The following is a 22,942-nucleotide window of genomic DNA, read 5'->3' as shown; positions in this document are numbered from 1 at the left end:
CTCCTTGTGACAGAGGCGGCTATAATGCCACAGCTTTTTTAAATCCGAGGTGAACCCCGTGGCGCAAGCCCTTCAAGTTATCGAACTCTTTGCCGGCCTGGGCGCAAATGGCCAAGCCATTGTAGAACAGCTTCAGGTACGCGAGCTGGAAGATGGCACCCTGCAACTGGTGCAATCCCCCGCCTTTGCCAAAGGCCTGGCCAGTGGCGACCGGGTCAGGATGCTGCCGGAAACCCGCGAATTTGAGCTGGTCAAACGCAGTGGCAACCTGAGCATCCGCGTTTTCAGTCGCACGGATATAGAACACCTGAGCGACCGGATCACCCCCGAACTGGAAAAACTCGGGGGTGAACTGGAGCGCGAAACCCCGCGTATGCTGGGCTACGCCATCCATGTCAGCTGCGGTTTTGAGGCGATTGAAGCCATCCTCAACCGCCATGTGGGCCAGGACGGCCAGAGCCAGTGGATGTACGGCAATGTCTATGATCCCCAGGATGGCACTACGCCACTCAATTGGTGGCAGGACATTTTAAAGCCGGAATAAGGCCCTGCCCCCGATAACTCCTTCGACCTTACCTGACGAGCTGTCCACCCCATGTTGCATGTGATTTCCCCGGCGAAAACCCTGGATTTTGAAACACCGCCGATTACCCGGCATTTCACCCAGCCGCAGTTCCTCGACCACGCCCAACAGCTGATCGACGAATTGCGCCCACTCAACCCGCAGCAGGTGTCCGAACTGATGGACATCAGTGAAAAACTGGGCGTGCTCAATGCACAGCGCTTCCTCGACTGGCAGTTACCCTTCACCACAGAAAATGCCAAACAGGCCGTGCTGGCCTTTAAGGGGGATGTCTATACCGGGATGCAAGCCGACAGGTTCAGCTCCCAGGATTTAGCCTGGGCACAGCAGCGCTTGCGCATTCTCTCCGGCCTCTATGGCCTGTTGCGCCCGCTGGACCTGATCCAGCCCTATCGCCTGGAAATGGGCACCCACTTTGCCAATTCGCGCGGTAAAAACCTGTATGAATTTTGGGGCAATCGCCTGACCGAGCAACTCAACCGGGAACTGGCACAAGCGCCACAACCCCTGCTGGTTAACCTGGCCTCCAACGAATACTGGGGGGCAGTGCAAGCGCGCCACTTGAGCGGTGAAGTAATCACTCCGACATTCAAGGATCGTAAAAATGGCCAATACAAAATCATCAGTTTTTTCGCCAAGAAAGCGCGCGGCATGATGAGCGCCTGGATTATCCAACAGCGCCTTGACCAGGCGGAGGGACTCAAGGATTTCAACAGCGCGGGCTATCGCTATAACCCGGCCATGTCGAGCGCGCGCGAATGGGTATTTACGCGCGAGGAACCGGTATAAATTTCCGCTGCTGACGCAAAACTCCCCGGCATCGTCTAGGCTGTTGTGACGCATTTGCCCTTTGCACGAGGAGATTTTATGGGCGTACGTATACTGGTGGTGGACGATGCCAGCTTCATCCGCGACATGGTTAAAAAACAATTGCGCGACAAGGTGCCGGGCGCTGAGGTACTCGATGCTGTGGATGGCAACCGCGCCCTGGCCATCTTAAAAAATACCCCGATTGACCTGATCCTCTCCGACTGGGAAATGCCCAATATGACCGGCGCCGAGCTGCTCGGCGCGGTGCGCGCCATGCCCGAGTACAGCAAAACGCCCTTCATGATGATTTCCAGTCGCGGCGACCGCAGCCATATCATCAAGGCCATTGAACTGGGCGTTTCGGATTACCTGACCAAGCCCTTCTCCGCCGAGGAGCTGATCAAAAAGGTCTACAAACAGCTAAAGGCGGTAGGCAAGCTGCCCACCCATCATCGCCAGATGGCCAGTACCCAGGGCATTGCCCACGCCTCGGTGGATGTACTTACCGGCGGGCGCACCCTCACTCCCCCCGCCAGTAGCGAGCCGCCACCGCCACCCGCGCGCACCGTTGAGCCGGTGCGCCATAAAGGGCGGGCGCAGTTGCGCTTTAACCACAACCGCACCTTTGGCTGCATCATCCGCGAAATGTCACTGCAAATGATGCACTGCCTGATGCCGCGCGCCGACAACCTGCCCGGCCTGTTCGAGCAAGTTGTCGTGGATATAGAACTGGGGGAAGGCGGTGAACTGGCGCGCGTCAACGGTTATGTCCACAGCCTGCAAGCGGTTGAACCCGGCCCGGATGCGAAAACCATTAAACTCCTGATCCGTTTTGTCGATAACGACGCTGAGAAATTTGAAGTACTCTCCAAATACATTGCGCAATTGTGAGCCCTCCAGGCTTGGCTATACTCCAGAAAAACCAGGGTTTCGGCATCTGATGGGAGATAAATGCCGGTTTTGCTCCCCCATGCTCCTGTAGCGGTTTCTGCGCCATGAGCCCAATTCCGGTAGTGACTGCATGCGTTTACCAATCCCTATTACCCGACTGCTGACGACCAGCCTGCTGGCCATCGCACTGCCGGTGTTGGGCGACAGCCAGGTACAACATCGGTTTAGTGGCTTTGCTACCCTGGGGATTACCAGCAATGACAATCCCAACCTGGTCTACCGTCGCGATGTCATCCAGGACCAGGGTTCCTACGACGGCAAACTGGAATGGCGTACCGATACCCTGGTCGGCGCACAATGGCAGGGGCTCTGGACCCACGCCTGGGAAACCAGTGTGCAAGTGGTTGCCAAAGACCGCTTTGAAGGCAGCCTTGATGATGCCGTGGAATGGGCCTATGTCCGCTACCGCCCTGAGGATGGACTGGACCTGCGCCTCGGGCGCCTGGGTGTGGATATTTTCATGCTCTCCGATTATCGCCTGGTGGGTTATGCCTATCCCTGGGTCAGGCCACCGCACGAAACCTATGGCCTGCTTTCCATGTACCACATTGATGGTGCCGACATTACCAAACGCTTCGATATTGGCGATAGCTCCCTGAGCCTCAAGGCATTTTATGGCCGTTTTAAGGATGACTATCCCACCAGCTACCGCTCCAACGACAGTGTAGGACTGCAATTTGAACCCTATGGATTTAGCACCGTACTGGAAAAAGGTGCCTGGAAATGGCGCGCGACCTATGTCAACGCCAACCTCAGAGATGATTACGCCGGATCATTGATCGATGCCTTAAACGCTGCAGGCCCCTACTGGCCGGAAGCCATGGAATGGAGCCAAAAACTGAGAACCCACAATAAAAACGCCGGTTACTTCGAACTGGGTATGGACTACGACAGCAACAATTGGTGGGTACAGAGCGAGCTGGTCCGGATCAACAGCGATACCAGCCTGATCGGCAATAGCGACCACGGCTACCTGAGTATTGGACGCCGCTTTGGCAACCTGTCTGTCTTTGCCATGGCCGGCTTCGCTGAGCCGCGCGACCGTCGGGTTGTGATTATCCCGCCAGCAGGATATCCGCCGCCCTTGGCCGGACAACTGGAGCAACTGGCACAAGCCACCCAGGGCCTGCTCAATGGTGTGCGTATCGACCAGCGCTCGGTCAGCCTGGGCACGCGCTGGGATTTCCGCCCGCGTATGGCACTCAAGTTTCAAGTAGATGACATCGATATAGCGACCCATGGCACCAATCTCTGGTTTACGGCGGATGAAACCGTCACCTCAGACCAGTCCGCCACCGTTATCAGTCTGACCCTGGATGTACTTTTCTGATGATCACGAAAACCTTTTTCACTGTGGCAGCTTTGATGTTCGCGGGCCTGGTGCAAGCAGAGATACTGGTGATCGTCAACGCCCAAAACCCCCATCTCCAGCTGGAACGTAAACAGGTCGTGGACATCTTCATGGGACGCGTTTCAACCTTTCCCGGCGGCGCACCGGCACAAGCCTTTGACCTGAAAGCAGGCAGTCCCGGTCGCGCCACCTTTTATAAAATCCTCACCGGCAAAAGTGAGGCACAGGTAGACGCCTACTGGGCTACGCTGGTCTTTGCAGGACGCATGTCACCGCCCCGGCAAGTAGACAGCGACCAGGCACTGATCAAGGCTGTCGCGGCCAACCCGGCGGCTATCGCTTATATACCGCGCCAACCCCTTCCTGCCGGTGTCAAGGTAGTGATGGAGCTGAACAACACACCATGAACATGAACAGCCTGCATATCCGCGTATCCCTCGCTGTCGCTGCCTCGGCACTGCTGGTAGTGCTGGTTTCCTCCTACCTGTTTTACGAGAGCAGCTACAAGAACTCCCTGGCCAGCAGCCAGCGCTCGGTGCAGCAGCTGATGGAAACCGTGCGTGCCCCGGCGGCAATTGCCGCCTATGTGGGCAACCGCGAGCTGGCCCAACAGGTCGTCACTGGCCTGGCCCAAAACGATATGGTGGTCGGCGCCAAAATACTCGCTAACCGCGAAATCATCGGCCAGGACGGCAAACGCCCGGAAGATAACGGCAAAGACACCATGACCCTGTCATTAGTCTCTCCCTTTGACGAAAAAGAGGAGGTCGGTACCCTGTTGGTGGCCCCCAATATCGCCCAGATTGCCCTGCGCGCCCGGGATGCGGCCATGGCGACCACCGCCAGCCTCGCCGCACTCGCGGTGGTCGTGGCACTGCTGGTATTGATCATGGTGTATTGGATGATGAGTCGCCCCCTGGTGCGCCTGTCCACCAACCTGCACAAGATCACCCCCGGCGATGGCAACCGCCTCAAGGATGGCCAGCGCAGCGATGAAATCGGCCTGTTGATCAGCGACATTAACAGCCTGCTCAATACCGTGGAGAAGATGCTGGATGAGGAGCGCCAGTTACGTCACCGCGTAGAGCAATTGGAAAACCGCTTCCGCGGTATTTTCGAAGACAGCAGTGCCGGTATCTTCCTGATTACCGAGCAGGGCCAGCTGGTTACCGCCAATCCCTCTTTTTTCAAACTCACCCGTTTCGAGGAGGATGCGCACACCCTGTCACAAAACCTCATTGAACGGGTATTCCATGAGCCATCGCAGGCCCAATCCCTGATCCGCCTGGCACAAATCAGCAAGCGTCCCTGTTCCGCGGATTTGCGCCTGGCGACGGAAGATCCGCAGGATGAGCGCTGGATTCACTGTATTTTCTCGCCCGCGGGCAACGACCAGCGCAGCCATATTGTCGAGGGGGTTATGTATGACGTCACCCAGCGCAAAAAGGCCGAGGAACGCACGCGCGAACTGGCCGAAACCGACAGCCTGACCGGCCTGACCAACCGCCCGGCCGCCGAAGCCATACTCGACCAGTGGCTGATCCAGGCGGCCGCTACCAGCCGGGGCCTGGCGGTCATGATGATCGACCTCGATCGCTTCAAGCAGATCAACGATAGCTACGGCCACGACGCGGGCGACCAGGTACTGCGGGTCGTCGCCAACCGCCTGCGCAAGCTGGTGCGCGACAGCGACCTGGTGGCGCGCCTGGGCGGTGATGAATTCCTGATCGTGCTCAAGCAGACCGATAATCCCGACGTGGACAAACGCATCGCCCAGCAAATCCTCGACGCCCAGGCTGCGCCTATTGAAATCCAGCCCCAGGTACTCGAAACGGTTGGGATTAGTATCGGTATTGCCCACTACCCAGCCCACGGCGACAACCCCCAGAGCCTGCGCCGCCATGCCGACCAGGCGCTCTACTCGGTCAAGCGCCGCGGTAAAAACAACTACGCCATCTACGATCCCGAAGATGTAGACCCTCCCGCGTAACCTTCCCGAGCGCACCCGATTTCCAGGCAGCTTCCTCTTGACCATCCAGGGGGCTCTTATGTCTTATTTTTGTAATCGATTACATTTTTAAAAGCCACAAAAAAGAAACGTTTACACACTGTTTAGGCATTTTTTTAGCAATTTTTTTCTAAAAAAATGCACTTTTGTAAACCAATTTAATTCTTACCATGTTGCTCGATACGCAACAGCTGTGTAGTATTTCTCCCCAGCAGCTCTGCAGAAGCAGCACCCTATCGGCATCAAATTCATCGCAACCGTCAACACAAGATCAAACCCGTTGATTACCTTTGGACAGGAAGGTAGGTGTACCCTGAACGCGACTGTTTTTCATGCCCCTTCTGGTGATGGCCACGGCCATTCGCCATTGCCCTGTCTGCACCAGACAGCAACCCAGTTTCCCTTTACTTACACTTACTACGGCTTTGGCGCCACAGAGATAACCGAGAACGATCCCTACCAGCGCCCCGGCCAACACTATAAAAGCGACCGTGTACAAGAGACCTTCGATGAAACCACGTAAACCCATAGTGATCGCCAACTGGAAGCTCAATGGCGGCCTCGACCTGATTTGCACCTCGGTAGCCTCGTTTATCGGCAAGCATGTCGACGCGCAAATTGCCATCTGCCCGCCCTACCTGTACATGCGCGACATGATGACCTTCCTGCAATTTTCCGAATTGCAGATCGGCAGCCAGAATGTCAGTCGCTATGAATCAGGGGCCTACACCGGGGAGACTTCGGCGCAAATGCTCAAGCAGGCCGGCTGCTCCCTGTGCCTGATTGGCCACTCGGAGCGCCGCGCCATGTTTGCCGAAAACAACGAAGGCTGCCAGATCAAGGTGCGCACTGCGCTCAACCATGGACTCCTGCCTGTGCTGTGCGTGGGCGAAAACCAGGCCGAACGCGAAGCCAATATCACCGAGGAAGTGCTCTACAAGCAGCTTTCCGAGGGTTTGGCCAATATCGAGCTGAATGGGCGCGATCTGTGCATCGCCTACGAGCCAGTGTGGGCCATTGGTACTGGCTTGGCAGCAACACCGGCAATCGCACAGTCAGTACACCAATACATTCGCGCTGAACTGGCGCGTATTTTTGATGCGGACAGTGCGGCGCGTGTGCGCATCCTTTACGGCGGCAGCGTCAACAAAACCAATGCCCGCGACCTGCTGTTGCAGGAGGACATTGACGGGCTGCTGGTCGGCGGTGCCAGCCTGGACCCGGGCCATTTCCTCGCCATTTGCGAACAGGCTTCGGAACTGGCAGAGCATACCGCCTGATAACAAATAGAAACAACACAACAACGAGACAAGAACAACAGGCTCAAAGAGCCACTCGGCGAATCCTTCGGTCATCACAGAATCAACTACTTGCAGGACACGATGATGAACTCTCTCGCCAACCTGGTCGCCCCCGGTGTAGCTACCGGTGACGACGTACAAACCCTGTTAAATGCCGCCAAAGCCGGCGGCTTTGCCTATCCAGCGGTGAATGCGGCTAACACCAACACTATCAACGCCACCCTTGAGGCGGCGCGCAAGGTAAATTCACCCGTAATCGTGCAATTGTCGCAAGGCGGCTCTGCGTTTTTTTGCGGCAAGAGTTTAAAACTGGAAGGCCTGGGCAGCTCAATCCTGGGCGCTATCGCCGCTGCCCATTACGTGCATAACGTCGCCCAGGCCTATGGCATTCCGGTGATCCTGCACACGGACCACGCCGCTAAAAAACTGTTGCCCTGGATCGACGGCCTGCTCGATGCCAGCGAGACATTTTTCGCCCAAACCGGCAAATCGCTGTTCAGTTCACACATGATTGACCTGTCAGAAGAAAGCCTGCAGGAAAACATCGAAATTTCTGCGCACTATCTGGAGCGCATGAAAAAATTGGGCATCACCCTGGAAATTGAACTGGGCTGTACCGGTGGTGAAGAAGACGGTGTAGACAACACCGGATTGGATAACTCCGCACTTTATACCCAGCCGGAAGATGTTGCCTACGCCTACGAAAAACTGAGCGCTATCAGCGACAAATTCACCATAGCTGCGTCTTTCGGCAATGTGCACGGCGTGTATAAGCCCGGCAACGTACAGCTCACCCCGGTGATCCTGAAAAATTCACAACAATTTGTGAGCGAGAAATTCAGCCTGGGCCACAATCCGTTGAATTTTGTTTTCCACGGCGGCTCAGGTTCACTGCCAGAAGAAATCGCCGAGTCCCTGCAGTATGGTGTAGTCAAAATGAATATCGACACCGATACCCAATGGGCCTTTTGGGAAGGTACACTGAATTTTTACCAGGCCAACAGTGGCTATCTGCACGGCCAGATCGGTAATCCCGATGGCGATGACAAACCCAACAAAAAATACTACGACCCGCGCGTCTGGCTGCGCCACAGCGAAGAGTCTATGGTCAAGCGCCTGGAGCAATCCTTCGCCGACCTGAATTGTATAAACCGTTACGTGTAACACGCAGGAATCCGCATGCAGCGTCTAGTCCCTACCCTACGTCGCGATGGCGTTAACCCCGAGTTGATCCCGGTGATCCGCACCCTGCTCGCCGCTACCAAGGAAATCGCTTTCCGGGTGCGCCAGGGCGCACTCTCCGGAGTGCTCGGCTCCACCCTGGATGAAAACATCCAGGGTGAAACCCAAAAACAACTGGATGTTATCGCCAACCAGTTAATCAAGGATTTGCTGCTCGAAGAACCCCAGGTGCGCGCTATTGCCTCGGAAGAGGAAGACACGGTGGTAGCGGGTAATCCCAAGGGAGCTTACACAGTCGCTTTCGATCCGCTCGATGGTTCATCCAACATCGACATCAACGGCCAGATAGGTACCATTTTCACCATCTATCCGGCGCGGGACGACGTACCCGCTGATAGCGAAGCACAATTCCAGCAACCCGGTCATCAACAAGTCTGTGCCGGTTATGTCCTCTATGGTCCATCCACCATCCTGGTTATGACCACTGGCGGCCCGACACGCGGCTACACCCTGGATGCAACCCACGGCAGCTACCTGCTCACCCAGGCGCAATTGTCTGTGCCGTTAAACACCCAGGAATTTGCACTGAATATGGCCAACCAGCGCTTCTGGTCAGCGCCCTTTCAACGTTATGTGCAGGATCTGCTGTTAGGTGAAACGGGGCCGCGCGCTAAACGCTTTAATATGCGCTGGAACGCCGCCATGGTTGGCGATGTGCATCGGGTGCTGACCCGCGGGGGCATTTTCATGTACCCGAGCGATAACCGTAACCCCCGGCAACCCGCCAAATTGCGCTTGCTGTACGAAGCCAATCCCATGGCAATGCTGACCGAAAATGCCGGCGGCAAAGCCTGGAGCGAAAACCAGCGCATTTTGAATATCCAGCCCGACTCCTTGCACCAGCGCGTCGCCGTTATCCTTGGCTCTGCCAATGAAGTGGATGTGTGCATGAGTTATTTACTGGAATAGCGATCGATTATCGCGCACGCGAAAACGTCAACACTTTCGCCGCCCTCATCGCCTGGTTAGCAAGCTGGTTTTGCTGCTCAGCGCCCTGTGCCAATCGCGCAATCGCCTGGTCTGTTTCATTAATGCCCGAGACAAGATTCACCAGGCGATTGCGCATGGCCTGCGCGCGGTTACTTTCGTCCTGGGCACTGAGGTTAATACGCTGTGTCAGTTGATTGGCATCCGCGACCGATTGCTGGATGCGATCCAGCGCAGTTTGGGTCGCAAGGGTTTCATCCATACAGCGCTGTGCCGTTTCCTGTTCCGCCGCAAGGCCAATGGAAATCTGGCCAACACTTGCGCGCAATTGGTCAATCATATCTTTGATTTCGCCCGTCGCCTTTTGGGTATCGAAAGACAGGCGCCGCACCTCCTCGGCCACCACCGCAAAACCGCGCCCCTGTTCTCCGGCGCGAGCCGCTTCAATAGCCGCATTCAACGCCAGCAAATTCGTTTGCTCCGCTACACCTTGAATGGTATCCAACACAGAACCTATGTTGCCGGTCGCAGTGCGTAACTCCGTCAGGGTCGCACAGGAATCGGCAACCTGTTGCGCAAGGCTTTGCATTTCATTCACCACTGCCCGGGCGCGAACCTGGCCCTGGCCCGCTGCTTCCTGCGCAAGGCTGACCTGCCGTGTCACTGTATCCAGATGCTGGCTGATATCACTCATGGATTTCACCACCGCTTCTGTTTCCGCCCCTACATGATTCATTTCATGGCGCTGACGCGCCGTTTCATCGCGACACTGGCGCGTCGTGGTCACATTATCCAAAGCGCCTTGCAAACTCTGTTCGCTGGACTGGTTAACCTGTACCAACACCCGGTTTAATTCAGCAAATAAAAAGTTCAGTGAGCGGCCCATTTCTCCCAACTCATCGCGCCGCTGTGCCGGGAACTCACTGGCCAGGTTTTTATCTTCAGCCGCACGTTTAATTTTATGAGCCAATAACACCAGGGGTTTACCGATAGAGCGCGAAAAGAAAAAGGCCAGCACCGCTGCCAATCCGGTCAATACAATCGATGCAATCACAACGCTGCGCCATAATGTCCCACGCAATTCAGCAACCGCCGCAAAGACTTCTTCCGGCCGCTGCTGGGCAACCAGGGCTAACGCCTGGTCGCCGATCACCAGCGGCTGCCAACTGGTGAACATGGTGCGCCCCAGATAATCCTGTTCCATGCCCGTACCTGCCCGACCGGCCAGGGCTTCACGCACCGGATAGGTTGCAATCTGGATATTACCCGCCGCCTGTTGCAAGCGAATCATTGCATTCAGATTACCCGTCACTGTTTGTTGTAAATCGGCAACAGCCGTCATCGGCGCCTGCTGGACCTCACGCAATTCTGTTAATAACCGCTGTGAACTATCCACCAGGTAGATATCACCCGTTTCGCCTAAGCCCAGTGATTGCCAGTGCTGTTGTGCACTCATGATCTGCGTTAGACGTGTCACCGGGATTTCTGCAATCAACAAACCGATTGCTTTATGCGGACTTTGCACATCGTGAAACACCGGGACACCAACATATACCAGCTGCTGTTCAAAACGACGTGGATTGCTATGAAAGCGAGATACCAGTACCTGATCGGCATGGGCGCGCTGTAACGACCTTGCCAATTGCGCCAGGGGCGATGACGCCAGTGAAGCAGTCGCTAATGAATCCCCCAAGAGCGATGATTTGTTTACCGAATAAATAACCGCCAGGCTCCGGCTATCCACAATCAACAAATCACTGAACCCAAAGCGCCGAGTCAAATCGCGAAAACTGCTGTGGTAGCGGCGATGCTGCTGGCCGTAAATGGTTGCATCAGCCGCGTCTTCCATTGTATCCAGGGCATTGATGGGGGATGGATTGGCTTGCAAATAACGCTGCTGGATTAACAGGGTTTCCAGTGAAAACCCCTCAACCCAGGTGCGCGCATCAGCAGGCTGGCCACGGGTCAGCTGGCGGTGATAAGGCGCGTAGGTTTGTTGATACCAATCCGCCAATTGTGTGCGCAATTCCGCTTCCGGTGTTGCACTAACCTCATAGCGATAGGAGGCAAAAGGTCGAATAAAACCGTATACCGCTTCCTGTGTCATACGTCCGTGTGAAAGCGATAACAGCAATTCAGCGTAACTGGAAAATTGTGTAGCCACTGCCTGGGCGCGCCCTTCCGCCAGGGCCTGGAAACGCTGCTCCAGGTTTTGCGATAACGCGCGATTGGTTTGTTGCAGTGCGAGCCAGCCAGTGGTGCCAGCGGCAAGAATAACAGCAATACCCGTGAGCACCATGGCACCGAGCATTAAACGGGAGGAAATATTCATAAGCAGGAAAGAACATGACGTGTGACGCAGTTCAATCTAGGCAGGGCTTATGACATTTTTATGACAAGAGTGCGACAAATAAGTGATATGAACTTATCTTAACCAGGCAATAAAAATTCTGTTATATCAACTATCCAATTTGCATTTTTTCATTATTGTGGATACCACTCACCCAGGATTTTTTCCGGTGTATAGTCTTCTGCCTCCCGGGCAGAAAGCTGGCGACGCTTGCTATTTACCTGCGCGCCCGGTCCCGCACTTTGATATTCAAAGAAGCGGGAATCCTCCGGTGTGAATTGCACCTTGCTGATACCATCTTTGGCAGTGCCACTCATGGAATACCAACCATCGCGGGTAATGTGCGCATCCATCCAGGTGTTAATAAACACGGATTTACCAATGGCATTCGGGTCGGCATAGCGCCCATCGGCAAACTGGGTCGTGGGATGCCAGGGGCGCCCCAGAGGCACAGAATTATCCGGCACACCGGCAACGCGTGTTAACTTGCAATGGATAAACGTCAGACCGTAATGATCACTGATTTGTGTCGAGGGTGCAGTGATATAACCATGAGGGAAACTTGTTTTGTTACGCCCCAGGGTGCGAATCTCGGAATGGGTAAACAGCGCATTGCCTCTGCCAAAAATATAATCGACGTTACCGGCTACCAGGCTGCGATCAAACCAGCTGCGGCCTGCATTGATATAAAGCGTATCCTGATAACCCAACAAATGCAGTTGGCGACCGATAAAGCGATCACTGCCAGTATCCAGCAAGAGTGCAACAGCCTGGGTGTGCTGGATACGCGCTGGATCATCTACTGCCAAGGCATCATTCGCCAAAAAATCAAAGGTATTCTCAATCGTCAGTTGTTGTAACAAAACGCCAGGCGCGCGCACCGTCAAGGTCGCGGAGCCGGACGTGCCCCAGGTTTTACCCTGCGCATAGCTCTGGCCCGCGTAAGCATCAAAATACAGGCGCGTGCTGGCCGGGCCTGCACCAACGATATGGATGTTAGGTTTATTGATAACCAGCTTTTCGTAGTAATCGCCAGAGGCCACCAAAATACGGTATGGCTCAGTCGCCGCGGCAGGTGCAGCATCCAAGGCAGCCTGGATGCTGGGATATACATTGGCAGCAGAAATGGTTTTATCAACACGCGCCTGATAATGAATGTCGCGCACAGTGCCCGGACGATACAAACACCCTAATACCAGCACACAAATAGCCAGCACCGCAGCTGCGCGCACCATGATATACCTCATACCAACCTGGATAGTTCATGACATTCCTGCATGTCCCTTCGCCATGGGACATGCAGGAATGAAAATAAAAGCGATTAATGACCAAAAGCGTCCTGCACACTGGCCAATACACCTTTGGCATAAAAACGCTCAAGCCACTGGGTTGTGGTTTGAACAAATGGGGTGGCATCGATCAAGTCACTTCCAAATACTTTCTGGATACCGACAATAGCCTTGACCATTCCAGCCGGATTACCCTGGTTAGCATCGCAGGCTGCACGCAATTCTTTTGCCAGTGGATCGGAAACCTCGATAGGATTGCCCTGCTCATCCACACCGGACACATAGCGAATCCAGGCGGCAACACCCAGGCACAAAATATCAATATGGCCATTACCGGCCAATTGCTCGCGCAGGGTTTCCAACAAACGCTGGGGCAGCTTTTGTGAGCCGTCCATTGCAATTTGCCAGGTGCGATGCTTGAGTGCTTTGTTGGAGAAGCGATCGCGCAGTTGCTGTTTGTAAGCTTCAATATCAAATCCCGCAGGGGCGCTGACTGTTTCACCCGCCTCGCGCGCCATATAGGTTTTTACCAGGTTGACAAAAGCGGGCTGCTCCATCACTTCACTGATGTATTGGAAACCCGACAGGTAGCCGGTGTAGGCCATGGTGGAGTGGGCACCATTGAGTAAACGCAGTTTGATTTTTTCAAACACACGCACATCCTCAACCATCAACACACCCACTTTTTCCCAGGCGGGGCGCCCATCGGCAAACTTGTCTTCCACAACCCACTGGGTAAAGGGTTCACACACCACCATACCTTCATCGCGCACACCCAGGCGCGCCTCTATATCGCGACGATCGTCATCGGTGGTAGCCGGCACAATGCGGTCGATCATGGTGCAGGGAAAGGTGGCGTTGGTTTTAATCCACTGCGCTAATGAGGCATCTATTTGCTGGGCAAATTGCACGATCACTTTTTCCAGCACTTCACCGTTATTGGGCAGGTTATCGCAGCTTAATAACGTAAAGGCTTTTTGTCCGGCCTCGTAACGTTTTTTCAGGGCAGCCACCAGGAATCCAATAGCCGAGACTGGGCGATCCAGGTTGGCAAGATCGTGAACAATGTCAGGGTGATTCAGGTTTAAATTACCGGTGGCAGGGTCGTGGCAATAACCTTTCTCAGTCACCGTCAGGGATACAATCTTAATATTGCTTTCAGCAATAATGGCAACCAATGCTTGTGGATTTTCAGGGCCAACCACAGTGTCTTTTACTGCGCCAATAATTTGCAGTTTCTCACCCTCACCGGAACGCTCAACCAGGGTGTAAAGGCAATCTTGCGGTACTAATTGGTCGCGCACACTGGGGGAGCGCAGGCTGCAACCAACAATTCCCCAATCACCGCCAAATTCATTCAATACGGCTTCGGTATAAAACGCCTGGTGCGCGCGGTGAAATGCACCTATTCCCAAATGTACAATGCCCGCCTTCAGCGAATTGCGGTCATAGCGGGGTAAAATAACATCCTTAGGTAACAGGGAAAGTTGTTCTTGGTTTAAACGGTTCATTATCTACATCCAACAAAGTTGATTAACAAGCAAATCCGCAGTTTTTAACGCACAACAGTTTACCTGAACCATACACACTGGCTCAGTGAATAAAAACACTTTTTATCGCAACAGTGGATTTCCATGCAGCCCATTGGCAGCGCAATAAAACCCATAAATTTTCTATTTTTCGCGCAGCAGTAGTGTTATATTTTGCGGCGAATAAACAACCGAATAACACGGCGGTTTCCCTCGTTTTTTTGACTCCTGGAATTATCACCATGGCACATATAGCAGCGATTGGCGAAGTGATGGTGGAGCTTTCTCCCTTTCCCACTGCCGACAGCAATGGCCGCGAAATCATGGCCTTATCTTTTGCAGGCGACACCTACAACACATCGGTGTACATGGCGCGCCTGGGCTTGCAAACAGACTATGTCACCCAGTTGGGTGACGATCCTTACAGTGCGCAAATCCTGCAGCGCATGCGCGATGACAACATAAGCACGGATCTGATCAAACAATTACCCGGCCGCTCACCGGGCCTCTACATTATCCGCAACCGCCCTGACGGCGAGCGCGAATTCTTCTACTGGCGCAAAGAGGCACCTGCGCGAGAATTGTTTGCCACCCAGGAAGCTGCCGATAACCTCTGCCAACAGCTGGCGAATTGCGACTGCGTATACCTGAGTGGTATTACGCTTGCCATCATCGGCGCAGCATCGCGCGAGTTCCTCTACAACAGTTTGCACAAGCTGCGCCAGCAGGGTGTGACTATTGCTTACGACAGTAACTATCGCCCACGCCTGTGGGCCGATAAACACGAGGCCCAGCAGGCAATGCTGTCGATGATGAAATACACCGATATTGCCCTGCTCACACTCGATGATGAACAACTGCTGTGGGGCGACGACACCATTGAAGGCTGCAAACAACGCTACGCTGAGTTCCGCCTGCGCGAGCTGGTGCTCAAGCGCGGTGCCGACGATGCCGTGATTATCACGCACGAAGGCGAACTGCGCGTACCCGTGCCACCCGTGCAGGGCGTGGTAGATACCACAGGTGCTGGCGATACCTTCAATGCCGGTTACCTTGCCGGACGCCTGACGCACAAGTCACTGGAAGACTCGGCCAAACAAGGTATTCGCTGTGCAAGCATTATCATTCGCCATCGCGGCGCTATTATTGATAAGGCTGTTTTTGCTAAAGAGCTCGGCGCTTAGGGCCTGTAAGGCAAAGCCGCATCCAGTGCGGCTTTGCTAATCACACATCATTCACGACTGCTGGCAACGCAGCATCTTGCTACCGCGTTTGCACAACTGGATCGACAACCCCCAGGGATCGCGCATCATCACCAGATGCGAACCATCTTTAATATGTACTTCTTCTGCAAAGCTGGCACCGACCGCCTCCAACTGCGCACGCTTTTGTTCAGGGTTTTCACACACAAACGCCAAATGCAGTAACAGCGGATTCATCGCTGCGTAATCCGGCACCTCATCCGGTGGATTGTTGTAAATCTCCAACATCACATCACCGCTGTCGTCTGCCAGGAAATGGGTGTTCGCACCACCCTCCTGTTTGCGCACTACACGCAGGCCCATGTGGGTAACATACCAGTCCGCCATAGCAACAGGATCAGCAACATTAATGGCGAAATGTTCAATTTTCATGGGGTAACTCCAGGTTAATCACTGCCGCCCACAAGTAAAAAAAGAGCGCTACGGGAGCGCTCAACAGGGCTAGAAAATTACGCAAGGTTTTTAACAATGGTTTCAACCATTTTCTTCGCATCGCCAAACAGCATCATGGTGTTGTCGCGATGGAACAACTCATTCTCTACACCGGCATAACCTGACGCCATGGAGCGCTTGACGAACAGCACAGTGCGCGCCTTTTCCACTTCCAGGATAGGCATACCAAAAATCGGACTCTGCGGATTGGTTTTTGCTGCCGGGTTGGTCACGTCATTAGCACCTATCACAAAGGCCACATCCGCCGTTTGGAATTCATTGTTAATGTCCTCCAGCTCAAACACTTCGTCATAGGGAACATTAGCTTCGGCCAGCAGTACGTTCATGTGGCCAGGCATACGTCCGGCAACCGGGTGGATGGCATAGCTGACCTTGACACCCGCGTGCTTCAGTTCATCCGCCATTTCACGCAGGGCGTGTTGCGCCTGTGCGACCGCCATACCATAACCTGGCACAATGATTACCGAACCGGCATTTTTCATGATAAATGCCGCATCTTCGGCACTGCCACGCTTCACCGGACGATCTTCGCCACCACTGGCAGCCGCTGCCGACGCATCGGCGCCAAAACCACCCAAGATCACATTGAAGAACGAGCGATTCATGCCTTTGCACATGATATAGGAGAGAATTGCCCCTGACGAGCCGACTAGTGCACCAGTTACAATCAGTGCATCATTATGCAGGGTAAAACCGATACCCGCAGCAGCCCAACCGGAATAGGAATTGAGCATGGATACCACAACCGGCATATCCGCACCGCCGATGGGAATAATCAGTAAAATACCGATCACAAACGCCAGCGCCGTCATGGTCCAGAACACCCAGGGAGCCTGTTCTACACAGAAATAACCGATCAGGCCAATAATGACAGCGCCGATCAAGGCATTGAGTAAATGCTGGCCGCCGAACACCATTGGCTTGCCAGATACCAGGCCCTGCAGCTTGGTAAACGCGATAACGGAACCGGAAAAAGTAATTGCACCAATCACTACACCCAGGCCCATTTCAATACGACTGGCGATATAGATTTCACCGGCCGCATTCACAATACCGAAAGCTTCCGGATTACTAAACGCAGCACCGGCTACCAACACAGCCGCCAAACCTACCAGGCTATGGAACGCGGCAACCAGTTGCGGCATCGCCGTCATGGCAATTTTGCGCGCGATGACAATACCAATCACCGCACCGATCAGCAGGGCTACCACAATCCAGGTATAGGAAGTGACTGCCGGGCTGAGGATAGTAGTGACGATGGCAATCGCCATACCCAGCATCCCGAAGAAATTACCGCGGCGGGAAGATTCCGGTGAGGACAGCCCGCGCAGGGCCATGATAAACAGCACTGCCGCCACCAAATAGGCGAGCGATGTCAGGCTTTCATAAGTAGATGACATAGAGATTCCCCCGGATTATTTTTTCTTTTTATACATGGCAAGCATGCGTTGAGTGACCGTAAAGCCACCAAAGATATTGATCGCGGCGAGTACCATGGCCACAAAACCAAGCACCTTGGACAGGCTGACACCTTCGGGGCCGACTGCAATCAGTGCACCGACAATAATCACACTGGAGATTGCATTGGTGACCGCCATCAATGGCGTATGCAAAGCGGGGGTTACACTCCACACCACGTAGTAGCCAACGAAAATCGCCAGTACAAAAATAGACAATTGCGAAACAAATTGACCTTCCATTTGGGAATCCTCACTTAAGTCGCACTGGGCGCTTTGAAATTGGGATGAACCACTTCACCGGCACGGGTCAATGTGGTGGCCGCAACGATTTCATCCTGCCAGTTAATGGCTAATTGTTTGCTAGCAGTATCCACCAGTGGCGTCAGGTAGTTGAGCAGGTTTTTCGCATAGAGCGCACTGGCGTCTGCAGAAATACGGCTGGGAATATTGAATAAACCGATAATGGTGACACCATTGACCTCAACAACCTCGCCCGGTTTGGTGAGGGTGCAATTGCCACCCTGCTCGGCGGCAAGGTCAACAATCACAGAGCCGGGGCGCATGCTGTACACCATCTCATCATTGATAAGGGTTGGTGCCTTGCGACCGGGAATCAATGCCGTGCAAATGGCGATATCCTGTTTTTTCAAGGTCTCCGCGACCAATTCAGCCTGGCGACGCTTGTAATCATCGCTCATTTCCTTGGCATAACCGCCAGCGGTTTCCGCCTGCTTGGTTTCCTCGGACTCAACCATGATGAATTTGCCGCCAAGGCTTTCCACTTGTTCTTTCGACGCCGGGCGAACATCTGTTGCGGACACAATGGCACCCAGGCGACGTGCCGTTGCAATCGCCTGCAAACCGGCCACACCCGCACCCAGCACCATAACGCGGGCCGGTGCCACTGTACCGGCAGCCGTCATCATCATCGGCATGGCGCGGTCATAGACATTAATGGCCTCCAGCACAGCGCGATAACCGGCAAGGTTGGACTGCGAACTCAGCACATCCATCGATTGCGCACGGGTAATGCGCGGCACAAACTCCAGGGCCATACTGGTTACCCCCGCCTTAGCGTAAGCCTCAACGGCTTTGGCATCTGCATAGGGGGAAAGAATGGCAACTAATAAAGCATCGCGTTTCATCAGCGATAACTCATCCAGCTCGCCTTCACCTGCCAACAGCGGGCGCTGCACTTTCAATACGACATCCGCCTGGCCCAGCAGGCTTGCAGGATCGTCAACAACACTGGCGCCGGCATTGCGGTAATCTTCATCGGTGATGCGACTGGCAAGGCCAGCACCGGCTTCAACCGTCACATCAAAACCCAAGGCAATAAATTTTTTGACGGTCTCCGGCGTTGCGGCGACACGTCGCTCATGCGCACGGCGCTCTTTTGGAATAGCGAGTCTCATTGTCGTTTGTCCCCTGTTTTATTCTGAGTCAAATTTTTTCGGCAAAACCGGCCGTTGATCATTCACAGGGAGTGATCGGAGGAACTGCCGATATTTGATCTTTGTATGGTGTGGTATTTATTGCTGATCCATGAACAGCATTATTATCGGGTGCATCCTCACCCTCTCGTCATGAGCGGAGCGCTGCTATACAACAGCGCCGATCTTCCAAGGTATAAATTCATTGTCGCCGTAGCCCAACAGCTCACTCTTGGTGCGCTTGCCAGAGGCAACAGCCAGGATTTCTTCAAAAATTTCCTGACCGGATTGCTCTAATGTTAGTTCACCATCGAGCACCTTACCGCAATTGATATCCATGTCGTCCTGCATACGCTCATAGATACCGGAATTAGTCGCCAATTTAATACTGGGCGCAGGTTTACAGCCAAACGCTGAACCGCGACCTGTGGTAAAACACAGGATTTGTGCACCTGAAGCAACCTGGCCCGTGGCAGATACAGGGTCATAACCCGGGCTGTCCATAAACACAAAACCTTTCTCGGTGATTTCCTCCGCATAGAGGAAAACATCGCGCAAATTGGTTGAGCCACTCTTGGCTTGTGCGCCCAGGGACTTCTCAATAATCGTCGTCAAGCCACCCGCTTTATTACCCGGGGAAGGGTTGTTATTGAGTTCAAAATCATTGCGCGCGGTATAGTCCTGCCACCACTGAATACGCTCCAGCAGTTTTTGTGCAACCTCGGGACTTTCTGCCCGACGGGTCAACAGATGTTCCGCGCCGAAGATTTCGGGGGTTTCCGACAGAATGACGGTGCCGCCGTGACGAACCAGGATATCGCCGGCGATTCCCAGTGCCGGGTTTGCGGTAATGCCGGAAAAGGCATCTGAACCACCACACTGCAAACCGATAATTAATTCACTGGCCGATGCTGTCTCACGCTGGTGTGCATTCACCAGAGGCAACATGGCACGCACAGCGTCCAAACCTTTTTCAATCGCATGGCGCGTACCGCCCACATCCTGGATGGTGTACGCCGTAAAGGTTTTGGAATCCGCCAGGCCGCACTCTTCCATCACGCGCTTGATCTGCATGGTTTCGCAGCCCAAGCCAACCATCATCACCCCACCAAAGTTAGGGTGACGGGCATAGCCGTTAAAAGTGCGGCGCAGGGTTTCGTAACCCTCGCCATCGGAGCGCATACCACAGCCACTGTCGTGGGTCAGGGCAACAACACCATCAATATTGGGGAACTGTGCCAGTTCACCGGATTGGCTGATCTGCTGGGCAATGGCCTTGGCAACGGTCGCTGAACAGTTAACGGTCGTGATAATACCGATGTAATTGCGCGTACCTACCTTGCCATTGGCACGCTTATAGCCTTGAAAGGTGGCACGCTCGGCAACAGGAACGAATTGGGTTGGCCTGGCCTGCTCACAAAAGCCATAGTCTTTTTCAAAATCACCCATGACACAATTGTGGGCATGGACATGCTCACCGGCAGGAATATCCTGATTGGCAAAACCAATAACCTGGCCATATTTGGTGATAGCTTCGCCTTTGGCGATGGGACGCACAGCAAATTTGTGCATGGCGGGAATGTCGCGCAACAAGGTGACATCTTTTTCCGCGTAAAGGACACCAGCGGGAAGTGATACTTTACAAATGCCTACGTTATCACTCTCATGCAAAACAATGATGCTGCTCACACTGATCTCTCTCTGAATACCTAAATGAACCGAACGGGTTTATGCCCTGGAGTATTCGATCATGATTATCAAGTGTAGTCGCGCCAGACGTATTTATCGGCGAAATAGCATCACTCAATAAAAAAACCGACCCTCAAAAAAAAACAGGCGCCCTAGGGCGCCTAAAAATCGGCAATGGTATTCGGTCAATACCGAGAGCAAATGTAATCCTGATTTTTTGCCCCTGCAACTCGCCAAAATGGCAAAAACAACCAAGTGTAACCGTTTACATTTTTTATGTAGGCAAGTCTTAGCCTGTTACACCATCCGGCAAGGTATCGAAAATTAAGTTCATCCTAATAAAAAGCAATAATGTAGATAAAAATATTCTCAACAAAATCATATTTTTTTTAAATTTTTTTTAGTCGAAGTGACATGTATACGTTTACATTTTAATTATTAAAAATATGAAAACGTATACATGTCATTTTTTGTAAATTTTTCACTCAAAAATGGGTTTTTAGCGGAAATAACCTATGCTGAGTGCTTGCAATTCACAGAGGTGACGACCAGAATGATTTTCACCAAGTCTGAGGATGCCCATCTCGCTTATTAAAATTTAAACTCTGCCCTGCTTTATATAGACCACTACTCTATATAGATGGCAAAAGGCCAAGTAGCCAGATAACCGCGATTGATGCCGCTCCCCTGCCACCCACTGTGGCATTGCCATAACGATTAAAAGACTTCGAAAGCGATAGAGATAGGTAGTAAAAGCGTGAACAAGACTCCCCGCCAATTGATCGACCGCCGTGAATTTCTCAACCGTGCCGGAAGTATGGCCGGTATAGCTTTTCTGGGCGCAACAGGGTTAACCGCTTGTGTAAACAACAAGCCCTCTCCCAACTCCGGCATGAGTTACGACGAAGCCTGGCGCACGGCTGACGACATCCGTAACAACATTGCCCGAACCAGCTTCCCCAATAAAACCTTTGATATCCGTGCCTATGGTGCCCGGGCCGGTGGCGCAATTGATGCCACAAAGGCTTTTGCCAACGCAATCGCTGCCTGCCATGCCGCTGGCGGTGGAAAAGTTCTGGTGAGTGGCGGCACTTACCTGAGCGGTCCTATCCACCTGTTATCCAACGTGAATCTGCACGTAGAAAAAGGCGCACGTATTGCTTTTATTACCGATCCTAAAGCCTATCTGCCTGCCGTGTTTACCCGCTGGGAAGGCATGGAGCTGATGGGCTATTCGCCGCTGATCTACGCCTATCGCCAGGAAAATATTGCCATTACCGGTGAGGGCACACTCGACGGCCAGGCCAATCGCACTACCTGGTGGCCCTGGAAAGGCGGCGCCTGGAAAGGTGGTAAAAACTGGAGTGTGCCAGGCTTCCCAACCCAGGACGAAGGCCGTGAGCAACTGCAACGTGCTATGGAGGCAGGTGTAGCACCTGAGCAGCGCCTGTTTGCCGAAGGTGCCAATCTGCGTCCTCCCTTCGTTCAACCTTATGAATGCGAGCGCGTCCTGATAGAAGGCGTCACTATCGTTAATTCGCCTTTCTGGCTGCTCAACCCGGTGTTGTGTAACGACGTGATCGTCCGCGGTGTCACCTGTGACAGCATGGGCCCCAACTCCGATGGCTGCGACCCGGAATCCTGTGACCGCGTACTTATTGAAGATTGTTACTTTGATACCGGCGACGACTGCATCGCTATCAAATCAGGCCGAAACCACGACGGCCGCCGCATCAACCGCCCCTCGCAAAACATTGTGATCCGCAACTGCCATATGCGCCGTGGACACGGTGGTGTTGTGATTGGCAGTGAGATGTCTGGTGGTGTCCGCAATGTCTTCGTTGAGCACTGCGAAATGAACAGTCCTGACCTGGAACGCGGTTTGCGTATTAAAACCAATTCGGTACGTGGCGGTGTTGTAGAAAACTTTTTCGCCCGCGATATCACTATCGTAGAGGTAAAAAACGCCATTGTGATCGACTTCCAATATGAAGAAGGTGACGCCGGCGAACACACCCCTATCGTCCGTAATATCGATTTCCGCGGTATTACCTGCGCCAAGGCAGAACGGGTCTTCCAGGTCCGCGGCTATGAACGCTCACCGATCAGCAACCTTGCCCTGCGCAACTGCGATTTCAAACAGGTAAAAGAGATAGGTGTCCTGGAACATATGGATGCAATGACAGCTGAAAATGTCCGCATCAATGGCACGCCTTTCACAATATGAAAGGCGTCTGGATAAAACGAAATACACAACCGACGACTTAGAGCAATATCAACTAAGAAACAGCAAAAATTCCATTG

At 53.5% G+C, this 22,942-nt stretch carries 19 protein-coding genes; 11 read left to right on the top strand and 8 right to left on the bottom strand.

Annotation, left to right across the window (positions count from 1 at the left end; translation table 11 throughout):
- Window positions 1-58: 58 nt before the first annotated feature.
- The 9 genes from CJA_RS00955 to CJA_RS00910 all read left to right on the top strand — a co-directional run bounded on the left by CJA_RS00955 (window position 59) and on the right by CJA_RS00910 (window position 9,155).
- On the top strand, window positions 59-544 hold the full coding sequence (locus tag CJA_RS00955; protein ID WP_041550822.1) for a DUF4265 domain-containing protein: 486 nt from the start codon (window positions 59-61) through the stop codon (window positions 542-544).
- Between the two features lie 51 nt (window positions 545-595).
- Entirely contained in the window at window positions 596-1,372 is a 777-nt protein-coding gene (gene yaaA / locus CJA_RS00950; protein WP_012485874.1) for a peroxide stress protein YaaA, read from the top strand.
- 78 nt (window positions 1,373-1,450) lie between these two features.
- Window positions 1,451-2,284, top strand: a complete 834-nt coding sequence (locus tag CJA_RS00945; protein ID WP_012485873.1) for a response regulator — start codon at window positions 1,451-1,453, stop codon at window positions 2,282-2,284.
- A 130-nt stretch (window positions 2,285-2,414) separates the two neighbouring features.
- Window positions 2,415-3,674, top strand: a complete 1,260-nt coding sequence (locus CJA_RS00940; protein ID WP_012485872.1) for a hypothetical protein — start codon at window positions 2,415-2,417, stop codon at window positions 3,672-3,674.
- A complete protein-coding gene (locus tag CJA_RS00935; RefSeq protein WP_041550820.1) occupies window positions 3,674-4,102 on the top strand; it encodes a hypothetical protein in 429 nt (142 codons plus the stop codon). Before CJA_RS00940 ends, CJA_RS00935 begins: the two co-directional genes overlap by 1 nt.
- Window positions 4,099-5,685, top strand: coding sequence for a sensor domain-containing diguanylate cyclase (locus CJA_RS00930; RefSeq protein ID WP_148208771.1), 1,587 nt, complete (start codon window positions 4,099-4,101; stop codon window positions 5,683-5,685). Before CJA_RS00935 ends, CJA_RS00930 begins: the two co-directional genes overlap by 4 nt.
- A 527-nt stretch (window positions 5,686-6,212) precedes the next feature.
- Window positions 6,213-6,983 (top strand): triose-phosphate isomerase, encoded by a 771-nt coding sequence (gene tpiA, locus CJA_RS00920; RefSeq protein ID WP_012485868.1) that lies wholly within the window; start codon window positions 6,213-6,215, stop codon window positions 6,981-6,983.
- Window positions 6,984-7,088: 105 nt separating this feature from the next.
- Window positions 7,089-8,168: a class II fructose-bisphosphate aldolase gene (fbaA, locus tag CJA_RS00915; RefSeq protein WP_012485867.1), complete on the top strand. Its 1,080-nt coding sequence runs from the start codon at window positions 7,089-7,091 to the stop codon at window positions 8,166-8,168.
- Between the two features lie 15 nt (window positions 8,169-8,183).
- Window positions 8,184-9,155: a class 1 fructose-bisphosphatase gene (locus CJA_RS00910; RefSeq protein WP_012485866.1), complete on the top strand. Its 972-nt coding sequence runs from the start codon at window positions 8,184-8,186 to the stop codon at window positions 9,153-9,155.
- A 7-nt stretch (window positions 9,156-9,162) separates the two neighbouring features.
- Here the strand turns inward: CJA_RS00910 and CJA_RS00905 are convergent, their stop codons facing one another.
- The 3 genes from CJA_RS00905 to CJA_RS00895 all read right to left on the bottom strand — a co-directional run bounded on the left by CJA_RS00905 (window position 9,163) and on the right by CJA_RS00895 (window position 14,323).
- Window positions 9,163-11,505: a methyl-accepting chemotaxis protein gene (locus tag CJA_RS00905; protein WP_012485865.1), complete on the bottom strand. Its 2,343-nt coding sequence runs from the start codon at window positions 11,503-11,505 to the stop codon at window positions 9,163-9,165.
- A 152-nt stretch (window positions 11,506-11,657) separates the two neighbouring features.
- Entirely contained in the window at window positions 11,658-12,758 is a 1,101-nt protein-coding gene (locus CJA_RS00900; RefSeq protein WP_012485864.1) for a pectinesterase family protein, read from the bottom strand.
- An 86-nt stretch (window positions 12,759-12,844) separates the two neighbouring features.
- On the bottom strand, window positions 12,845-14,323 hold the full coding sequence (locus tag CJA_RS00895; RefSeq protein ID WP_012485863.1) for a mannitol dehydrogenase family protein: 1,479 nt from the start codon (window positions 14,321-14,323) through the stop codon (window positions 12,845-12,847).
- A 260-nt stretch (window positions 14,324-14,583) separates the two neighbouring features.
- On the opposite strand from CJA_RS00895, the gene CJA_RS00890 reads away from it, so the two are divergent.
- The gene (locus CJA_RS00890) at window positions 14,584-15,525 is read left to right on the top strand and encodes a sugar kinase (protein WP_041551859.1); all 942 of its coding nucleotides are present in this window, start codon (window positions 14,584-14,586) and stop codon (window positions 15,523-15,525) included.
- 51 nt (window positions 15,526-15,576) lie between these two features.
- Here CJA_RS00890 and CJA_RS00885 read toward each other — a convergent pair whose 3' ends face one another.
- From CJA_RS00885 to CJA_RS00865, 5 genes are all read right to left on the bottom strand, one after another.
- Window positions 15,577-15,975: a VOC family protein gene (locus CJA_RS00885; RefSeq protein WP_012485861.1), complete on the bottom strand. Its 399-nt coding sequence runs from the start codon at window positions 15,973-15,975 to the stop codon at window positions 15,577-15,579.
- Between the two features lie 77 nt (window positions 15,976-16,052).
- The gene (locus CJA_RS00880) at window positions 16,053-17,456 is read right to left on the bottom strand and encodes an NAD(P)(+) transhydrogenase (Re/Si-specific) subunit beta (RefSeq protein WP_012485860.1); all 1,404 of its coding nucleotides are present in this window, start codon (window positions 17,454-17,456) and stop codon (window positions 16,053-16,055) included.
- Window positions 17,457-17,471: 15 nt separating this feature from the next.
- The gene (locus tag CJA_RS00875) at window positions 17,472-17,756 is read right to left on the bottom strand and encodes a proton-translocating transhydrogenase family protein (protein ID WP_012485859.1); all 285 of its coding nucleotides are present in this window, start codon (window positions 17,754-17,756) and stop codon (window positions 17,472-17,474) included.
- 14 nt (window positions 17,757-17,770) lie between these two features.
- On the bottom strand, window positions 17,771-18,931 hold the full coding sequence (locus CJA_RS00870; RefSeq protein ID WP_012485858.1) for a Re/Si-specific NAD(P)(+) transhydrogenase subunit alpha: 1,161 nt from the start codon (window positions 18,929-18,931) through the stop codon (window positions 17,771-17,773).
- Window positions 18,932-19,117: 186 nt separating this feature from the next.
- Window positions 19,118-20,638, bottom strand: coding sequence for a UxaA family hydrolase (locus tag CJA_RS00865; RefSeq protein WP_012485857.1), 1,521 nt, complete (start codon window positions 20,636-20,638; stop codon window positions 19,118-19,120).
- 757 nt (window positions 20,639-21,395) lie between these two features.
- Here CJA_RS00865 and CJA_RS00860 point away from each other — a divergent pair.
- Window positions 21,396-22,865 carry a glycoside hydrolase family 28 protein gene (locus CJA_RS00860; RefSeq protein ID WP_012485855.1) on the top strand — a complete coding sequence of 490 codons (1,470 nt, stop codon included), beginning with the start codon at window positions 21,396-21,398 and terminating at the stop codon, window positions 22,863-22,865.
- The last annotated feature ends 77 nt before the right edge of the window (window positions 22,866-22,942 follow it).

The organism is Cellvibrio japonicus Ueda107, from assembly GCF_000019225.1.
Lineage (GTDB): Bacteria > Pseudomonadota > Gammaproteobacteria > Pseudomonadales > Cellvibrionaceae > Cellvibrio > Cellvibrio japonicus.
Note: the sequence above shows the minus strand (reverse complement) of the source record. Positions and strands in the feature narration are given on the sequence as shown.